The following is a 19,108-nucleotide window of genomic DNA, read 5'->3' as shown; positions in this document are numbered from 1 at the left end:
TGGGATGAGTTTTACGCAAAGTGAGCACACGATTATGTTGAAAAAAAACTATCAGCTTACGCAGCCGGATCGCCTTTATGGCCTTTGCGGCAGGCTTATCCCCTGGGTTGCCTTGATCAGCGCCGCGTTGCTGATTGGCGGTTGTCTGCTGGGATTTGGGTTTGCGCCTGCGGATTATCAGCAAGGGCAAGGGTATCGCATCATGTACCTGCACGTGCCAGCGGCCGTGTGGTCGATGGGCGTCTATGCGGTGATGGCGATATGTGCGCTTATCGGGATGATTCGGCAGTCAAAAACGGCGGAGCTTGCCGTAGCGGCGATGGCACCGGTCGGTGCGGTGTTTACCTTTATTGCGCTGACGACAGGCGCCACCTGGGGCAAACCGATGTGGGGGACCTGGTGGGTGTGGGATGCGCGTCTGACGTCGGAACTCGTTCTGCTGTTTCTGTACGTGGGTATCATCGCGCTCTACAACGCCTTTGACGATCGCCGTCTTGCCGGTCGTGCGGCGGCCATTCTGGTGCTGGTTGGCGTGGTGAATTTACCCATCATCCATTTCTCGGTCGAGTGGTGGAATACTCTGCATCAGGGATCGACAAAAATGCAGAAAACGATCGATCCCGCCATGCGTCTCCCGCTGCGAATCATGATGTTAGGATTTATGAGCTTATTCGTGACGTTGTCACTCATGCGTTTGCGTAACTTGATACTGGTGCAGCAGCGCCGCGCGCCTTGGGTGGCTGCGCTGCTTAATAAAGGAGGAATAGCACGATGAACATCGCTTTCACAAGTTGGCAAGATTTCTTTGCGATGGGCGGCTATGCCTTTTACGTGTGGCTGGCAGTGGTGCTAACGCTGTTACCGCTGAGCGCATTGGTCGGTCATACCCTCTTGAGTCGCCGCACATTGCTGAGTGATATCCGCCGCCAGCAGGCGCGCGAGCAGCGTAAGAGTACGGCCCGCCAGTCGGAAACGATGGAGGTGGTGCAATGAGTACACCGCGTAAAACCCGTCTCTATGCCATCGTGGCTGTGGTCTGCGGTGCGGTAGTGACGATAGCGCTAACGCTCTATGCATTGAGCTCAAATATCGATCTCTTTTATACGCCCAGTGAAATTCTTTACGGTAAGAACGAAACGCAGGAAAAACCGGCGATTGGGCAGCGTTTACGCGTCGGTGGCATGGTGATGCCGGGCAGCGTGCGCCGCGACAGCCAAAGTCTGGAAGTCCGCTTCACCGTTTATGATGCGCAGGGTTCAGTGGATGTGACCTATAACGGGATGCTGCCGGACCTGTTCCGCGAGGGGCAAGGGGTGGTGGCACAGGGCATTCTGGATACCGACGATCATATTATGGCGAAAGAAGTGCTTGCCCGACATGATGAAAACTACACGCCACCGGAAATCAAAGCGGCGATGGAAGGGCAGCATGGTCATGCGCCAGCGGCGGCCACAGAGGGTAAACGGTTATGATGCCTGAAGTGGGCAATTATCTGCTCTGTCTGGCGCTAGGCGTTGCGCTGTTGCTCAGCGTGTATCCGCTGTGGGGCGCATCGCGTCAGGATACTCGTCTGATGGCCTTGGCGCGTCCTCTTGCCTGGGCGCTGTTTGCATGCATTTTGGCGTCTTTCCTCGTGTTGGTGCATGCACTGGTGATTAATGATTTCACCGTCCTCTACGTAGCCAATAACTCAAACCGCGCGCTGCCAGTGTGGTATCGCGTGGCAGCCGCGTGGGGCGCACATGAAGGATCGCTGCTGCTCTGGGTGCTGCTGATGAGCGGCTGGACCTTCGCCGTGGCGGTATTCAGCCGGGGGATGTCGCTGGATGCGGTCGCCCGCGTGCTGGCCGTGATGGGGATGATTAATGTCGGCTTCTTGCTGTTCATCATCCTGACGTCGAATCCCTTTACGCGCACGCTACCGGACTATCCGATTGACGGACGCGATCTCAACCCGCTGTTGCAGGATATCGGGTTAATCTTCCACCCTCCGCTACTTTACATGGGCTATGTCGGGTTTTCCGTGGCGTTTGCGTTTGCGGTCGCCTCGCTGCTGGCTGAACGACTGGACAGCGCGTGGGCACGCTGGTCCCGACCGTGGACGCAGGCGGCCTGGTCGTTCCTGACGCTAGGTATCGTGCTCGGTTCGGGCTGGGCGTATTACGAACTCGGCTGGGGCGGCTGGTGGTTCTGGGATCCGGTGGAGAATGCGTCATTGATGCCGTGGCTGGTGGGCACGGCGCTGCTGCATTCGCTGTCAGTCACCGAAAAACGCGGCAGTTTCAAGGCCTGGACGGTGTTGCTGGCCATCGGCGCGTTCTCGCTCTGCCTGCTGGGAACGTTTCTGGTGCGTTCCGGTGTATTGGTGTCGGTGCATGCGTTTGCCTCCGATCCGGCGCGCGGCATGTTTATTCTCGCGTTTCTGGTCATTGTTATCGGCGGTTCTTTGCTGCTGTTTGCCATCAAAGGTAACCGGGTACGGGCGCGGGTAACGAATTCGCTCTGGTCGCGTGAGACTTTCCTGCTCGGCAATAACCTGATCCTGATGGCGGCCACGCTCGTCGTGCTGCTAGGAACGCTGCTGCCGCTGGTGCATAAGCAGTTGGGTTTAGGCAGCATTTCGATCGGTGCGCCGTTCTTTAACACCATGTTTACCCTGCTAATGGCACCGTTTGCCTTACTGCTGGGCGTGGGGCCGCTGGTTCGCTGGCGGCGCGACGAGCCGCAAAAGCTGCGCAAGCTACTGCTGATTGCGTTGGTCGTGACCGCCGCGCTGTCGCTGCTGCTGCCGTGGCTGTTCCAGGATTCCGTTGTTGCCATGACGGTGGTCGGCCTATCGATGGCGCTGTGGGTGTTCTTCTTAACGGTGTACGAGCTGCATACCAGTTCCACCCGTCGTCATGGTCTGCTGCGCGGTTTGACCACGCTCTCACTGAGTCAGTGGGGCATGGTGTGCGGTCATATTGGGCTGGCGGTGACGGTGGTAGGGATCGCCTTCAGCCAGAATTATAGCGTTGAGCGGGATGTGCGGATGCGGGCTGGCGACAGCATCGCGATCCACGATTACCGTTTTACGTTTCAAGGCGTGCGTGATGTCGTGGGGCCGAATTGGCAAAGCGCGAAAGGGACGATTGAGGTGACGCACAACGGCAAACCGGAAGCGATCTTGAAGGCGGAAAAACGCTTCTACAACACCAGTGGCGCGATCATGACGGAAGCCGCCATTGATGCGGGTGTGACGCGCGATCTCTATGCGGCTTTGGGTGAAAAGCTGGATGACGGTAGCTGGGCGGTGCGGCTGTATTACAAACCCTTTATCCGCTGGATTTGGTACGGCGGGGGGCTGATGGCGTTAGGGGGCATCCTGTGCATGTTCGATCCTCGTTATCGCCTGCGTCGCGCGGTTCGGGAGACAGCATCATGAGCCGAAAGATTTTGTTAATTCCGCTCGCCCTGTTTTTACTGCTGGCCGTTGCCTTGCTGTGGCAGTTGGTGCGCAACAGCGATGGCGACGATCCGATGCGGTTGGAGTCAGCCCTGATCGACAAACCGATTCCCGCGTTTCGTCTTGAATCGTTGGATCAGCCGGGAAAGATTTATAACCAATCTGAGCTGAGCGATGGTAAGCCGCTGCTGCTGAACGTCTGGGCGACCTGGTGCCCGACGTGCCGCGCAGAGCACCAGTTCCTCAATACGCTGGCGGCGCAGGGAATTCGCGTCGTAGGCATGAATTATAAAGATGAACGCCCTAAAGCGATTGAATGGCTGAAGACGTTGGGTAATCCCTATGCGATGAGCCTGTTTGATGGCGACGGCATGCTGGGGCTGGATTTGGGCGTGTACGGTGCGCCGGAAACGTTCTTGATCGACGGGAAAGGTATCATTCGCTATCGCCATGCGGGCGATCTCAATATGCAGGTGTGGCAAGAAACGCTGCAACCGCTGTGGGACAAATACAGTAAGGAGGGCGGCGCATGAGAGTGCTGAGTTTCCTTGGTGCATTGCTGCTGTCGTTCAGCGTGCTGGCGTCCTCCGAGGTATTGCGTTTTGACAATGACACGCAGGAGCAACAGTTTCGTGAGTTGACGATGCAGTTGCGCTGCCCGAAATGCCAGAACAACAGCATTGCCGATTCCAATTCGATGATTGCTTCGGATATGCGGCAGAAAGTGTACGAGCTGATGCAGCAGGGGCAAACGAAAGAGCAGGTTGTCGATTATATGGTGGATCGTTACGGCTATTTTGTGACGTATGAACCGCCGATCACGCCTTTTACGGTTCTGCTGTGGCTCCTGCCCGCGCTGTTTCTGGCTGTGGGATCATGGGTGATTATTCGGCGTGCCCGCCGCATCAGAAGCGCCAAAGAACCGATGAGCGAACAGGATAAGAAGCGCTTGCAGACGCTGTTGGAACGTGAGGGGAAATCCGAATGATGCTACTGATCGCAACCATTGTACTATCACTGATTGCGCTTTCCGCGCTGCTTCTTGCGCCGTGGTCGTCACGAGGCGAATACGATCGCGATGCGATCAATCAGGCGCTGTATCGCGATCGTCTGCGTGAGCTTACTGTGGATGTCGCCAATGAGCAGGAACGTGCTCAACTGGTTGAGGAACTCCAGCATACGCTATTGCAGGACATTCCCGGCGGTGCGAAGGCACAACAGCGTCCGCTGAACAGCTGGGTTTTGCTGCCGGGCGTGCTGTTGCTGGTCATTGTCAGCCTCGGTGTGTTTTGGAAGACTTCAGCGGTTAATCGGGTGCAGGAATTGCAGCAGGTTGTGGCGTTAACGCCGGACCTGATGAAGCGAGCGCTGGATCCTGACGCCGAACCACTGACCATTGAAGACGTCGCACGTCTCGGTCTGGGATTGCGTAGCCAGTTGGAAACGCAGCCAGACAATCCACAAGACTGGTGGATGCTGGGGCGTATTGCGGGCTTGCTGAATAACTATGACATGTCCGTGCAGGCGTTTGCTAAAGCGTTCCAACTCGATCCGAAGAATACGGATCTGGCGCTGGACTATGCCGATCTGCTGTCGCGATCTACCGACCCGCGTGATAGCCAACGCGGTGGAGACATGCTGCGTGAACTGATGAATTCTGGTTCGACCAATGTGCGTGTATTGAGCCTGCTGGCTTTCAATGCCTATGAAGCCCAGCGCTATCAGGACGCGATTAACGCCTGGGAAGCCATGTTGCAGCTGTTACCGCAAAACGACACGCGCCGAGCGGTCATTGAACGCAGCGTCGGGCAGGCGAAAGCATCGCTGTCGGTGCAGGCAACCACCGGCAAGTAAGTCCTCTTTTTATCTTCATCATCAATAGCAGAAGGGCGATATATCGCCCTTTTGTTGTTTCTGTTGTTTCTGTTGTTACGGTGAAGGTTTCGTGCGCATTACCCACGGTTTTTTCTGCAACCGTTGCAGCACGCGCCCGACACGGGGCGGCTCAGTTGCCGTCGCCCCGTGACCCCTGGCTTTTCGCGTTAAATCGCGCCGCTTCGCGGTGCCGTCGGTGTTTATGCCCGCTGTTCGGACCGCCTGCGACGCGCTCCCGACGCGGCGCAGGCTTTCGCGGCGTCCATGCCGCTCATCCGGCGGTCATGTACACCTCTGCGCGATTTTTTTACGCGAACCAATCCCATAAAATCAAAAGACTGAACTTCGTTCATTGTTATTTTGGGGCGGATGTTTCCGTCTGTACTGAGAGCGGCTTTAACCGCCCCGCGTCGGGCGCGTGCGACGCGAGTTGCAGAAGATCTCACTACTTATTGCGCACGAAACTCTCACGGTATTCACAAAAATACGATAATCAGACTAGGGAAGGGCGGATGCTTCCGCTTGTGTTGAGGACGGCATACGCCGTCCCGAGTGTGACGAAGAGGGGCGGGTTATAACCCGCTTTTGACGCCGTGCATGTCCGGTAATTTGTGGGCGATGCCTTTGTGGCAATCGATACAGGTTTGACCGAGTTTTATTGCTTCGCTGTGTTTTTCTGCCGCAGCCGTTTTTTGCCCTGAGAAGTCCATATAGTCAACGTTGTGGCAGTTGCGGCATTCCTGAGAATTGTTATTTTTCATGCGCCGCCATTCGCTCTGCGCCATCGTCAGTCGGTGTGCTTCAAACTTTTGTGGCGTATCAATCGTGCCCATTATTTTGCCGTACAGCTCTTTACTGGCCTGAATCTTACGCACCATTTTCGGCACAAACTCATGCGGAACGTGGCAGTCCGGGCAGGTGGCGCGTACGCCGCTGCGGTTGCTGTAGTGCGCGGTTTCCATATATTCCTGATAGACGGTATTGCGCATTTCATGACAGCTGATGCAGAACGCCTCGCTGTTGCTCATTTCCATGCCTTTCTGGGATGTCGCCAGAAAGAAAATACCGCCCGCAAAGCCGATAATGAGCAACGTTCCCAGAGCCAGCCGACTTGGGCGACGCCACCATTGCCACAGCTGGCGCAACAACCGTCCCACTTTTCCTGGTTGTTTCATAGCAAACCTCACTGTCCAAAGCCTTTAGAAGGGGCGAACGTGTTACCGGTAATCGGCGAACTGTCCGCTTGCGGCACGTGGCATTGCAGGCAGAAATGGCGTGCAGGTGCGACATTGCTCAGCACTTTGCCGTCTCTGTCGACAAAATGGGTTGGGCTGACGCGGGGGGCGCTGGTGGAACGATAGCTCTCCACGCCGTGACACTGTAGGCAACGGTTAAAGGTCGGGGTGACCTGATAGCCATCCACGCTATGCGGGATCATCGGTGGCTGGTTGACATAGTTGAGCGCCATACGCTCCTGCTGCTTCGGCATCCGGCTATTTCCCGGCTGTGTCGCGGCGACTTCTGGCGATTGGCTCAAATCGACCTGTGCAGTTGCTATCGTACTGCCCATTATCGCCAGGGCGGTGATCCAGCGAAACCATCCCATTCTCAGGCTTTTCATGACTTTGCTCCCGATTTCCATCTAAGGGTTATTTTAAAAACGTCTTCAGCGCAGACATCAATACAGCGTCCGCATGTTATGCAGTCTCGGTCAGTGACCTGTACCGGACTGTGTTTATCGAGCAAGGGCGCGCGAAGTACCTGTGGCTCTGGACAGACATGAAAGCAGTCCATACAGCGCGTACAGCGTTCACGCTCGGTGGCATCCACAACCAGTGCGCCTTTGCTGCCAAGCGCGCCATACAGCGCGCCCGTTGGACAAAGGTGTCCGCACCAGCCGTGTTCCACGACCAATAAATCAAACAGAAATAGCGCCAGCAGCAGCCAGATACCTGCACCAAACCCGAAAATCAGCCCGCGACCCATCAGTGAAACCGGGTTGACCCATTCCCACAGTAGCCCGCCCGTCAGCGCACTCCCTGCCACGATCATAATCAGCAGCAGATAGCGCAGATTGCGAGGGAGCGTTGCCGAGGCGGTGATGCCGAAACGGCGACGCAGCCAGGCGGCTAAATCGGTGAGCGGATTCACGGGGCAGACCCAGCTACAGAACACGCGCTTGCCCGCCAGTGCATAGCTCAGCGCGATAATCAGCGCACCGACCAGCGCGAGGGCGGCAGGCAGATGACCGCTAGCCAAACTTTGCAGCACCATCAGCGGATCGCTGAGCGGCACGGTGTCGAGCAAGCGGCTGGCACTGTAGTTACCACGCAGGATCCAGAAGCCTAACAGCGGGCCACTGAGGAACATGAGCAGCACCAGAAACTGTGTCAGCCGACGCAATACCAGCCAGCGGTGGCTACGCCACCAGCCTTTTTTCGCCCGGGCTTCTCGTCCGGCGTCTTGCTTACGATTTGCCATCGCGTGCCTCCAGCCAACTGAAACGGTAGTGGTGTCCGAGTTCGCCTTTTGCCAGCGCGCGCGGCAAGACCTTTATCGCTGGCTGTTCCAGCACACAGGCTTTTTCACATTTGCCACAGCCGGTACAGACATCGCTATGCACCGTCGGCAGAAAACGGGCATGTTTTCCGGTTCTGGCATTGCGCTCTGGTTCCAGCGTGATGGCGCTATCGATGAGGGGGCAGACGCGATAGCAGACATCGCAGCGTAACCCCTGATAGTTCAGGCAGTTTTCCTGATCGAGCAGCACCGCTAATCCCATGCGGGCATCATCGATAGCGTCTAACGGCTGTAATGCACCGCTGGGGCAGGCGACCACGCAGGGAATGTCCTCACACATCTCACACGGGATATCGCGTGCAACAAAGTAAGGGCTACCGGCTGCGGAGCCGGAGACCAGCGTTGCCAGCTTCAGTGTGTCGTACGGACAGGCCTGAACACATTGGCCACAGCGTATGCAGGCACCGGAAAACGCCGCCTCAGACAGCGCACCCGGTGGCCGTAGCCGGAGTACGTCTGCCTGAGCGCGTCGCTGCTGGATGCCGAGAACCGTCACCGCTACTGATAAGCCAGCTACGGCGCGGACGGCGTCACGCAGAAAGCGACGGCGAGCGGGTGATGAATGCTCCGGGCGTGCCATGCGCGTTACACCTTAGCCAGCTTGACGGCACACTTCTTAAAGTCCGCTTCTTTCGACAGCGGATCGGTCGCATCCAGCGTCAGGACGTTGGTCATCTGTGCGGCATCGAAGAACGGCATATAGACCAGCCCACGCGGTGGCTTATTGCGACCGCGTGTCTCAACAATCGAGACGACTTCACCACGGCGCGAGATAATGCGGACTTTCTCGCCGCGACGTAGATCGCGCGCTTTGGCATCCTGCGGGTGCATAAACAGCACGGCCTCGGGGAAGGCGCGGTGCAGTTCCGGTACGCGACGCGTCATGCTGCCGGTGTGCCAGTGCTCCAATACGCGGCCGGTGGAAAGCCAAAGATCGTATTCGTCGTCCGGCGCTTCTGCGGCAGGCTCGTACGGGAGCGCAAAAATAACCGCCTTGCCATCCGGTTTGCCGTAGAAACGGTAGGCTTCTCCCGCTTTGACGTAAGGATCGTGCCCTTCGCTGTAACGCCACTGCGTTTCTTTGCCGTCAACGACCGGCCAGCGCAGCCCGCGAACCTTGTGGTAGGTATCGAACGGCGCTAGGTCGTGACCGTGCCCACGGCCAAACGCGGCGTATTCTTCAAACAGGCCTTTTTGCAGGTAAAAACCGAAGTCACGAGATTCATCGTTCAACTGGTTTTCCGCTAATTCGCTGAGCGGGAAGCGCGTGGTGACATCGTTAGCAAACAGCACGTCGTAGAGGGTCTTGCCGCGGTAGGCCGGTTTCTGCGCCAGAAGTTCTTCCGGCCACACTTCCTCGATGGCGAAGCGCTTGGCAAAGCTCACCACCTGCCACAGATCCGATTTTGACTCGCCCGGCGCTTTAACCTGCTGACGCCAGAACTGCGTCCGGCGCTCGGCATTGCCGTAGGCACCTTCTTTTTCCACCCACATTGCGGTAGGCAAAATCAGGTCAGCGGACAAGGCGCTGATCGTCGGGTAGGGATCGGAAACGACGATGAAGTTACGCGGATCGCGCCAGCCCGGCATACGCTCCTGATTGATGTTCGGGCCGGCCTGCATGTTGTTGTTACACATTACCCAATAGGCATTCAGCGTGCCGTCCTTCAGCGCCCGATCCTGTGCGACGGCGTGTAAGCCGATTTTTTCAGGAATCGTGCCTGTCGGTAACTGCCACAGCTTTTCCGCCATCGCGCGGTGTTTCTCGTTAGTCACCACCATGTCTGCTGGCAGGCGGTGGGCGAAGGTGCCGACTTCACGCGCGGTGCCGCAGGCAGAAGGTTGCCCGGTTAACGAGAACGGCCCGCAGCCCGGCTGAGAGATCTTGCCCGTCAGCAGGTGGATGTTATAAACCAAATTGTTCGCCCAGACGCCACGCGTGTGCTGGTTAAAGCCCATCGTCCAGTAGGAGATCACTTTCTTCTTCGGATCGGCATAGAGTTTTGCCAGCGCTTCTAACTGATCGGCGGGAACGCCGCTGAGCGCGACCGTTTTTTCCAGCGTGTAGTCGGCGACAAAGGCTTTGTACTCTTCAAAACTCATCGGCTCAGATGCATCGGAACCCGGATTTTTCGCCGCTTTCTCCAACGGATGTGTCGGACGTAGGCCATAACCGATATCGGTCACGCCTCGGCGCAGGTTGACGTGGCGGGTAAAGAAAGCCTCATTCACCGCATTGTTTTGGATAATGTAGTTGGCGATGTAGTTGAGAATGGCCAGATCGGTTTGCGGCGTAAACACCATGCCGTTATCCGCCAGCTCAAAACTGCGGTGCTGGTAGGTGGACAGCACGGCGACCGTCACATTGCTGTTCGACAGGCGGCGGTCAGTAATGCGCGACCAGAGAATCGGGTGCATCTCCGCCATGTTAGAGCCCCACAGGACAAACGCATCGGTCTGCTCGATATCGTCGTAGCAGCCCATCGGTTCATCCATACCGAAGGTACGCATAAAGCCGACAACCGCCGATGCCATACAGTGGCGCGCGTTGGGGTCAATATTGTTGGAGCGGAAGCCCGCTTTGAACAATTTGGCGGCCGCATAGCCTTCCCAAATGGTTGATTGCCCAGAGCCAAACATGCCTATCGCGTTGGGGCCTTTCTCCTTCAGCGCGGTTTTGAATTTCTCCGCCATGATGTCAAATGCCTGATCCCAGGAAATCGGAGTAAATTCGCCTTCTTTATCGAATTTGCCGTCACGCATGCGCAGCAACGGTTGGGTCAAGCGATCCTGTCCATACATGATTTTTGGCAGGAAATAGCCCTTGATGCAGTTTAATCCACGGTTAACCGGCGCTTCAGGATCGCCCTGACTGGCGACGATGCGGCCGTTTTGCGTCCCCACCAACACACCGCACCCTACGCCACAGAAGCGGCAAGGGGCTTTATCCCAGTGGATAGCATCCGACTGTTCGGTCACGGCACGAACCGCGGTGGGTATGGTGATGCCTGCGACCGCGGCTGCCGCTGCGACCGCGTTCGCCTTCATAAAGTGTCGTCGACTGAGTTTCATAGTATTTCCTCACCCTGAGCTTGTTGATCAAGAGGTTGTTCATCGAAAGCAAAAGATTGTTCATCAAAAGGCTGTTCATCAAGCTGGTGATAAACCAGCGAAACCGCCAGTACGCCTGTAAGCTCGCGTATTGACGCTATTTGTTTTAACAGCGTGTCTTCTGAATCTGACTCCAATACCACGACCATTTTTCCGGTATCGCTATCGCTGGCACCCACTTCTAGATTGGGCTGCGTCGCTAACGCCTCGCCAACGGCTGCCATCTGCGCCGTGTTGACGTGAACTACTACACTGCAAACATGCCAGACTGTGCTCATCGGTTTTCCTGTTGCGTCGGCAGACGCGCTGGCGCGGTGTGATATCCCGCTGTGATTTTTTTCATCGATATGGCGCCGACAGGGCAGCCGGAAATGCAGGCGCCGCAGGTGGTACAGGCGTCGTCGTCGATTGACGGTGCAGCAACGCGCCCAATGGTGGGGCGAAATCGTATCGCGCCTGTTTCACATGCATCCTGACAGCTGCGGCATTCCACCTGATGCAGTGATAAACAGGCATCCTGGATCATCAGGTGGTATTCCCACGGCGAGGTGTGACTCTCCGCGAACAGCGCTTCTGGACACGCGCGAGCACAGTCGTAGCAGAATGTGCATTCACCACGTTGGAAATCGACAGTGGGAAAACCGCCTGAACCACGCTGGATAATCCCCGCGCCGCAGGCATCAACGCAGACGTTGCAGCGAGTGCACTGGCTCAGGAAATGACTTTCCACACCGCTCCACGGCGGACGCAACGCGTTGTCTGCCCGCTGTAGGCCACCAGTCAGTAAGGAACGTCGGGAGAGGTTAGTCATGGCAGTTTGTCGCTCTGGCACTCAATGAAATATCCAATAGAAAACACGCTGTTTTTGTAGGGGTTACACTATTCCTCTTAGGCTGTATGCGATAATCACTCTTTAGAGGTAAATGGTGGTGCCGGATCAAGCTTATGTGGGATTCGCGCCTTATCGGCTTGCGGGAGTAAGTGGGGATCGTGATAGTACGCTGAAATGCTGATCTACTTATTTAGAGTAGGTATGACGCCAAAGAGGATTATTCGTTGTGATGGTCAAACGTCCTGTTTCTACCAGTCTGGCGCGCGCGTTTTTTTATATCGCGTTGCTTTCATTTCTGACGACGGGTATTGCGCTGTTGACGTTAGCCAGCGGTTTACGCGATGCGGAAGCGATCAACGTTGCTGGATCGATGCGTATGCAAAGCTATCGCATGGGGTATGACCTACAGGGCGATCGTGCCGCGTTAGAACCGCATCGCCGCCTCTATGCGCAAACGCTGGATTCCCCGGTTTTTCACCTGTTGGATCGCTGGTATGTACCGCGCGATGTGCGCGATCGTTATGCGGCGCTGTTACAGAGTTGGAAAACGATGGATGAGCGCCTGAATGCGGGGGATCGGGTGTGGTATCAGGACAATATTGTTCGCTATGTCACGCAGATCGATCTCTTTGTGCTGGCGTTGCAGCACTATTCCGAACGCAAGATGATGATAGTCGTTGTGACATCAATAATTGGCTCGATCACTATCTATATACTGATCTTCTTTACGCTGCGCCGCATTCGTCGTCAGGTGGTCGTGCCGTTAAATAAGCTGATGGCGGCCTGTTCGTCCATCGAGAAAGGGCGTTTTACCCATTCGCGGCTGGACGTCAATCTGCCTAACGAATTGGGATTACTGGCGCAAACCTTCAGTAGCATGACTGACGAACTGCAAAAACTCTATCGCTCTCTGGAAGATAAGGTTAGGCAGAAAACGCTGCGCTTGCAGGAAGTGAACCGCATGCTGAAGGTGCTGTACAACTGCTCTCAGGCGATGAACGTCAGCACGATCGACAGGCATTGCTTTCAGCAGATTCTGCAAATTGTTCACCGCTATGAAACGGTCGTTTGTCTGGAAATGCGGGTAGGGGAGAACTGGCGGTTGTGTGAAGGCCAGCCGGATGAGCAGATCGCGTGGCGGGCATTGCCGATCCGTTTGCAAGAGGTCGAGTTTGGACAGCTGCGGTGGCAGGCATCAGCGCAGCAGCCGTCGGCGCAGTTGATGGAAAGTGTCGCTAATATGCTGGGTCGCGGGCTCTATTTCAATCAGGCGCAGAAGCACTACCAGCAGCTGTTACTGATGGAAGAGCGCGCCACCATCGCGCGTGAATTGCATGACTCACTGGCTCAGGTGCTGTCTTATCTGAATATCCAGATGGCGTTATTAAAACGTGCAGTATCGGAAGAAAATGCGCAGGCTCGGCAGATCATCACAGATTTTGAACAGGCGTTAAGCGATGCTTATCGCCAACTGAGGGAACTGCTGGGAACCTTCCGGCTGACGCTGCAACAGGCCGATTTGCCAGCGGCGATGCAGGAGATGATTGAGCCGCTAAGAGCGCAGACGCCAGCGACGATTGAGATCGATTGCCGTATTCCTACGCAGGCGCTGGATGCATCACAGCAGGTTCACTTGCTGCAAATCATCCGTGAAGCGGTGCTGAATGCCATTAAACACGCGCAGGCGACGACGATTACCGTCAACTGTCGTACGCAGCCAGATGGGCGTTACTGTGTTGATATTCGTGATGACGGCTGCGGCATTATCAATCAGGAGGAACCCGCAGGACATTATGGTTTAAATATTATGCAGGAGCGCGCCGAACGGTTAGGAGGAAAGTTATCTATTGGCCTCCACCCTGAAGGGGGGACGCAGGTTAGCGTCTGTTTTTCGACGCCGACGACCGCGCGTGAACGCGACAACACGAACAATCTCTACCCTGAATAATTCGAGCGGCATACACGTAACTTGAAAGATGACAGGGATAAATCATAAATAAAAAATAATAAGATCCATATTACATTGGGGCTGGGCATGTCAGAAAAACCATCTTATCGCGTGCTGATCGTTGACGATCATCCGCTTATGCGCCGGGGAATCCGTCAGTTACTGGCAACTGACGCCATCTTTGACGTGATTGGGGAAGCCAGCAACGGCATGGAGGCGTTAAGCCTCGCGAATCGGGATTCTCCTGATATCATCTTGCTCGATCTCAACATGAAAGGATTAAGCGGGTTGGATACGCTTCACGCGCTGCGGCGTGATGGGATCTGCGCTCGCGTTATTGTGCTGACGGTTTCTGATGCACCCAGCGATATTTATACGCTGATGGATGCGGGGGCCGATGGCTATCTGCTTAAAGACAGCGCCCCAGAACACTTATTGGAGGCCATTCGCAACGGTGATGCCTTCAGCGAGCAGGTGCGCGACGTGTTGCGCCACCGAATTGCTATACAGGACACGCCGTCGCCTTTTACCGTATTGACGGAGCGCGAATTGGATGTACTTCAGGAAGTGGCTTCAGGGTTGTCCAACAAACAAATTGCTGGCGTGCTGTATATCTCAGAAGAGACGGTAAAGGTGCATATCCGCAACATGCTGCGCAAGCTAAATGTGCGCTCCCGAGTTGCCGCCACGGTGCTGTATCTGGAGACTCGCGGCCAGTAAGGCCGCTGCTCGTTAACGGCGGATTGTCGCCCGCCGAAAAAAACGATTTACGTGTCTTAAACGATGTAACCTCTACCCCAAAGGGGCTGGAGGTCTCAGGCTCAGAACTGGCTTAGCATTTCGTCAAACGTCTCCCTGGCGAAATCATTGCGCCATGCCTTGTCTTTATCTTGAGGCACTTTGCTCAGTGAAAAGGTTCCCTGATAGGTAAAACTGACGGGCGCTGAGTAAGCATCCTGTAGTTTTTTCAGTTCACTGCTGCACTGTGAGGCGCTGCAATTGCTTTTTGCCAGCCGCTGCACACCTTCCGCCCAGGTTTCATTCGTTTTCACCAGAACGCACTCAAATGTTACCTGAGTGGTTAGTATGCCGTTACTGTCCTTTTCTGGCTCGCCAGCTGACAGGGATTTGCATTCGGATTTTTGTCTGGCCTGCTGCACGGTCGTCATCAAGCTTTCCAGAGGCGATCTGAGTCCTTCTCTAAGCGGTTCTGGAAACAAGGCCTGCGCCATTTCGGCTATTTCACCAGGAAAGGCTTTATCGGCTTCTTTCAGTTCAGCCGCGTTTGCATAGTCGGCACTTCGGCCTGAACGCAGACGGTCGGGGCGAAGGTAATCATTTAGCTGACGAATAGCCTGATCGTCATGGTTGACCAGAGTCTTAATATAAAGATCGGATACGGCCGTTGGCGAGATGGTCTCTGCGGCATGAGACGAAAATGCGGCGGAAAGCGCAAGTAAAGGCATTGTAACTTTAATGAATGGTTTCATTTACATTCCTGATGTGATTATTTTTATCTTTGTTGCGAGGCAGAATCCGTCTGCTAACAGTTTTTAACTGACTAAAATCAGCGAGTTAATTTATCATTTAGGCGGATCGTCCGCCAGAATAAAAACGGATGAAGGCGCGTGAAGGGAAGACAGCGTGCGTTGTAAGTTATCTGGAGGTTATTGGGATGTTACATGCGGGCGTGTTGAAATTTCTCACTTTTTAGCGCGATACAGTGGGACATTCGTTATCATTTAGTCAGGTAGAAGCCTGATAATTTCTGGATGATTTGCGGCGGCGAACTCGCCATAATCATGGTCACAGGGAGCAATCTGACACCCAAGGGCGAGTGATTTTCAGATCAGACAGGGGCGGTGAGTATGCAATCCCAGCAGCGTGAATGGATGAAATTTGTTGCCGTTCCTTCACTTGGAATACAGGGACTGCACGCCTACTTCAATAAACATCAGTACGAACGCCATTCCCACGACTATTTTGTGTTGGGGACGATCGATGCTGGTGCGCCAAAAGTTGCGCTGGAAAAGGGCGGGTTCATTGCTCCTCCGGGCAGTGCAATGATCATTAATCCCGGAGAAATGCATGACGGGAAGCCCTGTGATGATCAGGGTTACATCTACAGTATGGTGTATATCGATCCCTGGATGATTAACGATCTCGCTCAGGCGCATGACGTTTCCGTCTCTTCCCCCACACGCTTTACACGCCCGTTAATTATGGATGCAGATATTGTCTTCTTATTGAAGAAACTCCATCGCGTGCTTTTTAGTGAGCAGGATCCGCTGGCGCGAGAAATCAGCATGATTGACGCGCTGAATCCATTATTTCAGCGTTACTCAACGACCCCTGTCAAACCTCAACCTGTGCGTAATGAACCCCGTATCGAACGTGTACGCGAACTGATCCACGCCTGCTTTTCTGAGCCGTTGACCACGTCTGTGTTGGCGGAAGCGGCTGCGCTTAGCCGGGTTCGACTGAATCAATTGTTTAGCGCGGCTTATGGCCTTCCTCTCCACGCCTATCTTAATGGCGTACGTTTGGATGCCGCGAAACAGCTCCTGCGATCCGGCCATTGCGCTGCCGATGTCGCGGCCTCCGTTGGCCTGTCCGATCAGAGCCATCTCATTCGGCGCTTCAAGGGCACATTTGGCATCACGCCAGCGCAGTACACTGCGGCGTATTTATCAGATGTCCAATACACGTCCTGACGTATTTATCACACTCCTCTTCCAGAAATACCATCGTCTGGAGAGGATATGCCCCAGCCAACGAAGACATTCATAACTGAAGAGCCATCCGCCCGCGTTTCACCGTGGGTCATGGTTGCCGTAGGGGCGGGCAGCGTGCTGTCGTCGCTTGACCTGTTTGTTGTCAATCTGGCTTTCCCGGCAATACGGGACAGCTTTCCCGGCGCGACCAATCAGGTTATGTCGTGGGTGCTGACTGCCTATTCCATCGCGTTTGCGGCTTTTCTGGTACCCAGTGGCCGATTAGCTGACCTCTACGGGCGCAAACGGGTCTTTATCGCAGGGCTGTTGATTTTCGCGGTGGCCAGCGCTGCCTGCGCTTTTTCGCCTAATATTGTCTCTTTGATTTTCGCGCGAGGATTAAAAGGAGTGGGTGCCGCCTTGCTGATCCCGACTAGCCTTGGCTTACTCCTTGCCGCCTATCCCAAAACGCGACACAAACAGATGGTCGGCATTTGGGCTGCAACGGGTTCGGTTGCTGCCGCGCTGGGACCTACGTTGGGTGGAGGGCTTGTCGAGATCGACTGGCGTCTGATTTTTCTGGTTAACCTGCCCGTGGTTATGGTGGCGCTGTGGCTTAGCCGGTATTTGATTGAAAGCCCGACCACGGGTGGGGTATTTCCCGATATCGTGGGTTCTGTATTTTTTATCGCAGGAATTGGTTGCCTTGTCGCGGGCATTTCGTACGCGCCGGAATGGGGTGTGAAACATATCAGCCTCTGGCTGGCGTTCGGTGCGGCGATAGTATTTTTGGCGCTGTTTGTGTGGCGCTGCCTAACGGTGTTGTCACCCGCGCTGGATCTGCGCGTTTTTCAGGCTCCCGCCTTCACGTTCGCGACGTTCGGGATGGCCTGTTTTTACATGGGCTTTGCGATCATGCTGCTGGGAGGCACGCTTTACCTGACACAAGTGTGGCAATGGGAACCGATGATGGCCGGTGCGGGCATTGGTATCAGCCCAGGCACTGCCGTACTGGCATCCCTGTTGGCGGGCAAAACGAATATTCCGCCCAAGCGGCTGACCGTGCTGGCTGGTTTCCTTTTCCTGATCGCCGGGATTTGGTGGTATGCCATGTTAGGCTCAGAACCAGACTATCTGGTGGCCTACCTGCCGGGATTACTCCTGACTGGCGCAGGTGCCGGTATTGGGCAAACGGGGTTTCTGGCGGGCGGTACTGCTGCGCTGCCTGAGAAACAGTATGCGACAGGCACTGGCATGATTAATACGGCTCGCCAAATCGGCGCAGCGGTCGGGGTTTCCGTCTTTGTTGCGGTAGCGGGAACGTCGCTCTATGCCGATCAATACAGTCTGGCGTGGCTGCTGATGGCCGGTTTTGGTGCCACCGTGTCAATTTCTGCTTTGCTTCTGCGTGATTAAATCTCCCTGAGTCCGTAAGCATTAATTGGGTAGGGATCGAGTAAAGATCAAGGGGAACAGGGTATGAGGCATCGTCATGTTAGCCTTATTGTCGTGTTCCCCTGAATGCGTACTGAGTGAAACGTCTTCCTCTATTCAGCACCAGCGAGCTATCGAATACTGATGGTGACTTTGCCTTTCGATCTTCCCTGCTCGGCATAAGCCAGTGCCTCTGCGGTCGATGCCAGTGGGAAAGTACGATCGATGACGGGTTTGATTGCACCGGATTCAATCAGCGCAGTGATTTCCCGTAGCTGGTTGCCGTTTGCGCGCATAAAAACGAAGTCATAGCGCACGCCGTGTTTGTCGGATTTTTTGCGGATACGTCGGCTCAACAGGCGCATTACCTGCTTCAGGAACCAGGATAACCCTTGCTGCTCGGCGAAGGCGGGAGTCGGTGGTCCAGAGATAGAAATAAGCCGACCGCCGGGCTTGAGTACCTGAAGTGATTTTTCGAGTATGTCGTTGCCCAGACTGTTGAGGACGACATCGTAATCCTTCAGCACGTTTTCGAACGCCTGTGTTTTGTAGTCGATCACAACGTCGGCACCCAGATTTCTCACCCATTCGACATTGCTGGTGCTGGTGGTGGTCGCGACAAACGCACCAAGGTGCTTAGCAAGCTGGATGGCGATAGTGCCTACACCGCCCGAACCTGCATGAATCAGCACCTTTTGACCTTGCTTCAACTGTGCGGTCTCGACCAGCACCTGCCAGGCTGTCAGAGCAACCAGCGGGATGGAAGCCGCTTGTTCCATATCGAGATTAGTCGGCTTGAGTGCCAGCGCGTCCTCTTTCACTGCAATCAGCTCGGCAAAGCTGCCGATACGATCCTCCGGGGGCGCGCATAAACGTTGTCGCCTGCCTTGAACTGACGGACATTACGACCGACGCGCACGACCACACCGGCCAGATCATTGCCCAGCACCAGTGGGAGGCGATACGGTAGGATAAGTTTGAATTCGCCTTTACGGATCTTGGCGTCCAGCAGGTTGATGCTGGCGGCGTGCACTTGCACCAATACGTCATTGTGCCCGACCTCGGGATCGGGCAGTTGACCAACCTGGCCCGTGTCCTTGTAGCGATTGATGAAAAATGCCTTCATGATGATGTAGTCCTTTGCCTGTTGAGGGAGGAATAACGCTTGA

At 55.3% G+C, this 19,108-nt stretch carries 19 protein-coding genes and 1 pseudogene; 11 read left to right on the top strand and 9 right to left on the bottom strand.

From position 1 onward, the window contains the following. The first annotated feature begins 34 nt into the window (after nt 1-34). The 7 genes from EIP93_RS13210 to ccmI are packed head-to-tail and all read left to right on the top strand — an operon-like array spanning nt 35 to nt 5,299. Complete coding sequence (locus tag EIP93_RS13210) at nt 35-775, top strand: heme ABC transporter permease (protein ID WP_044205278.1); 741 nt, start codon at nt 35-37, stop codon at nt 773-775. Beyond that, nucleotides 772-993 (top strand): heme exporter protein CcmD, encoded by a 222-nt coding sequence (gene ccmD / locus EIP93_RS13205; RefSeq protein ID WP_119158740.1) that lies wholly within the window; start codon nt 772-774, stop codon nt 991-993. Before EIP93_RS13210 ends, ccmD begins: the two co-directional genes overlap by 4 nt. Continuing rightward, nucleotides 990-1,472, top strand: a complete 483-nt coding sequence (ccmE, locus tag EIP93_RS13200) for a cytochrome c maturation protein CcmE (RefSeq protein ID WP_010305770.1) — start codon at nt 990-992, stop codon at nt 1,470-1,472. Before ccmD ends, ccmE begins: the two co-directional genes overlap by 4 nt. Beyond that, complete coding sequence (locus EIP93_RS13195; protein ID WP_125232818.1) at nt 1,469-3,424, top strand: heme lyase CcmF/NrfE family subunit; 1,956 nt, start codon at nt 1,469-1,471, stop codon at nt 3,422-3,424. Before ccmE ends, EIP93_RS13195 begins: the two co-directional genes overlap by 4 nt. Continuing rightward, on the top strand, nt 3,421-3,978 hold the full coding sequence (locus tag EIP93_RS13190) for a DsbE family thiol:disulfide interchange protein (protein WP_107332716.1): 558 nt from the start codon (nt 3,421-3,423) through the stop codon (nt 3,976-3,978). Before EIP93_RS13195 ends, EIP93_RS13190 begins: the two co-directional genes overlap by 4 nt. After that, a complete protein-coding gene (locus EIP93_RS13185; RefSeq protein ID WP_107332717.1) occupies nt 3,975-4,433 on the top strand; it encodes a cytochrome c-type biogenesis protein in 459 nt (152 codons plus the stop codon). Before EIP93_RS13190 ends, EIP93_RS13185 begins: the two co-directional genes overlap by 4 nt. Further along, nucleotides 4,430-5,299 carry a c-type cytochrome biogenesis protein CcmI gene (gene ccmI, locus EIP93_RS13180; protein ID WP_107332718.1) on the top strand — a complete coding sequence of 290 codons (870 nt, stop codon included), beginning with the start codon at nt 4,430-4,432 and terminating at the stop codon, nt 5,297-5,299. Before EIP93_RS13185 ends, ccmI begins: the two co-directional genes overlap by 4 nt. 593 nt (nt 5,300-5,892) lie before the next feature. Here the strand turns inward: ccmI and napC are convergent. Genes napC through napF form a run of 7 tightly spaced genes read right to left on the bottom strand, consistent with a single transcriptional unit; the run spans nt 5,893 to nt 11,822 of the window. Then, nucleotides 5,893-6,495: a cytochrome c-type protein NapC gene (gene napC / locus EIP93_RS13175; protein ID WP_103860460.1), complete on the bottom strand. Its 603-nt coding sequence runs from the start codon at nt 6,493-6,495 to the stop codon at nt 5,893-5,895. 8 nt (nt 6,496-6,503) lie between these two features. Beyond that, a complete protein-coding gene (gene napB, locus EIP93_RS13170; protein WP_103940053.1) occupies nt 6,504-6,941 on the bottom strand; it encodes a nitrate reductase cytochrome c-type subunit in 438 nt (145 codons plus the stop codon). Next, nucleotides 6,938-7,801: a quinol dehydrogenase ferredoxin subunit NapH gene (gene napH / locus EIP93_RS13165; RefSeq protein ID WP_103970850.1), complete on the bottom strand. Its 864-nt coding sequence runs from the start codon at nt 7,799-7,801 to the stop codon at nt 6,938-6,940. Before napH ends, napB begins: the two co-directional genes overlap by 4 nt. Next, complete coding sequence (napG, locus tag EIP93_RS13160) at nt 7,788-8,480, bottom strand: ferredoxin-type protein NapG (protein ID WP_103970849.1); 693 nt, start codon at nt 8,478-8,480, stop codon at nt 7,788-7,790. The genes napH and napG overlap by 14 nt, the downstream gene beginning before the upstream one ends. 5 nt (nt 8,481-8,485) lie before the next feature. Next, a complete protein-coding gene (gene napA, locus EIP93_RS13155) occupies nt 8,486-10,972 on the bottom strand; it encodes a nitrate reductase catalytic subunit NapA (RefSeq protein WP_039537949.1) in 2,487 nt (828 codons plus the stop codon). Beyond that, on the bottom strand, nt 10,969-11,289 hold the full coding sequence (gene napD / locus EIP93_RS13150; protein ID WP_039489143.1) for a chaperone NapD: 321 nt from the start codon (nt 11,287-11,289) through the stop codon (nt 10,969-10,971). The genes napA and napD overlap by 4 nt, the downstream gene beginning before the upstream one ends. Continuing rightward, the gene (gene napF / locus EIP93_RS13145; RefSeq protein ID WP_107332720.1) at nt 11,286-11,822 is read right to left on the bottom strand and encodes a ferredoxin-type protein NapF; all 537 of its coding nucleotides are present in this window, start codon (nt 11,820-11,822) and stop codon (nt 11,286-11,288) included. The genes napD and napF overlap by 4 nt, the downstream gene beginning before the upstream one ends. Nucleotides 11,823-12,072: 250 nt before the next feature. Between napF and narQ the strand changes: the two genes are divergently transcribed. Further along, complete coding sequence (gene narQ / locus EIP93_RS13140) at nt 12,073-13,791, top strand: nitrate/nitrite two-component system sensor histidine kinase NarQ (RefSeq protein WP_103970846.1); 1,719 nt, start codon at nt 12,073-12,075, stop codon at nt 13,789-13,791. An 87-nt stretch (nt 13,792-13,878) separates the two neighbouring features. Next, nucleotides 13,879-14,511, top strand: a complete 633-nt coding sequence (gene narP / locus EIP93_RS13135; protein ID WP_044205064.1) for a nitrate/nitrite response regulator protein NarP — start codon at nt 13,879-13,881, stop codon at nt 14,509-14,511. Nucleotides 14,512-14,612: 101 nt separating this feature from the next. Here the strand turns inward: narP and EIP93_RS13130 are convergent, their stop codons facing one another. Further along, on the bottom strand, nt 14,613-15,281 hold the full coding sequence (locus tag EIP93_RS13130; RefSeq protein ID WP_103970845.1) for a hypothetical protein: 669 nt from the start codon (nt 15,279-15,281) through the stop codon (nt 14,613-14,615). Nucleotides 15,282-15,659: 378 nt separating this feature from the next. Between EIP93_RS13130 and EIP93_RS13125 the strand changes: the two genes are divergently transcribed. Then, entirely contained in the window at nt 15,660-16,505 is an 846-nt protein-coding gene (locus EIP93_RS13125) for an AraC family transcriptional regulator (RefSeq protein ID WP_109224671.1), read from the top strand. Nucleotides 16,506-16,553: 48 nt separating this feature from the next. After that, complete coding sequence (locus tag EIP93_RS13120) at nt 16,554-17,921, top strand: MFS transporter (RefSeq protein ID WP_125232817.1); 1,368 nt, start codon at nt 16,554-16,556, stop codon at nt 17,919-17,921. A 149-nt stretch (nt 17,922-18,070) separates the two neighbouring features. Here the strand turns inward: EIP93_RS13120 and EIP93_RS13115 are convergent. Further along, nucleotides 18,071-19,065, bottom strand: a pseudogene (locus EIP93_RS13115) (NADP-dependent oxidoreductase). Nucleotides 19,066-19,108: the final 43 nt, after the last annotated feature.

The organism is Pectobacterium versatile (assembly GCF_003932035.1).
Classification (GTDB): Bacteria; Pseudomonadota; Gammaproteobacteria; order Enterobacterales; family Enterobacteriaceae; genus Pectobacterium; species Pectobacterium versatile.
This window is presented reverse-complemented; position numbering and strand designations above follow the sequence as displayed.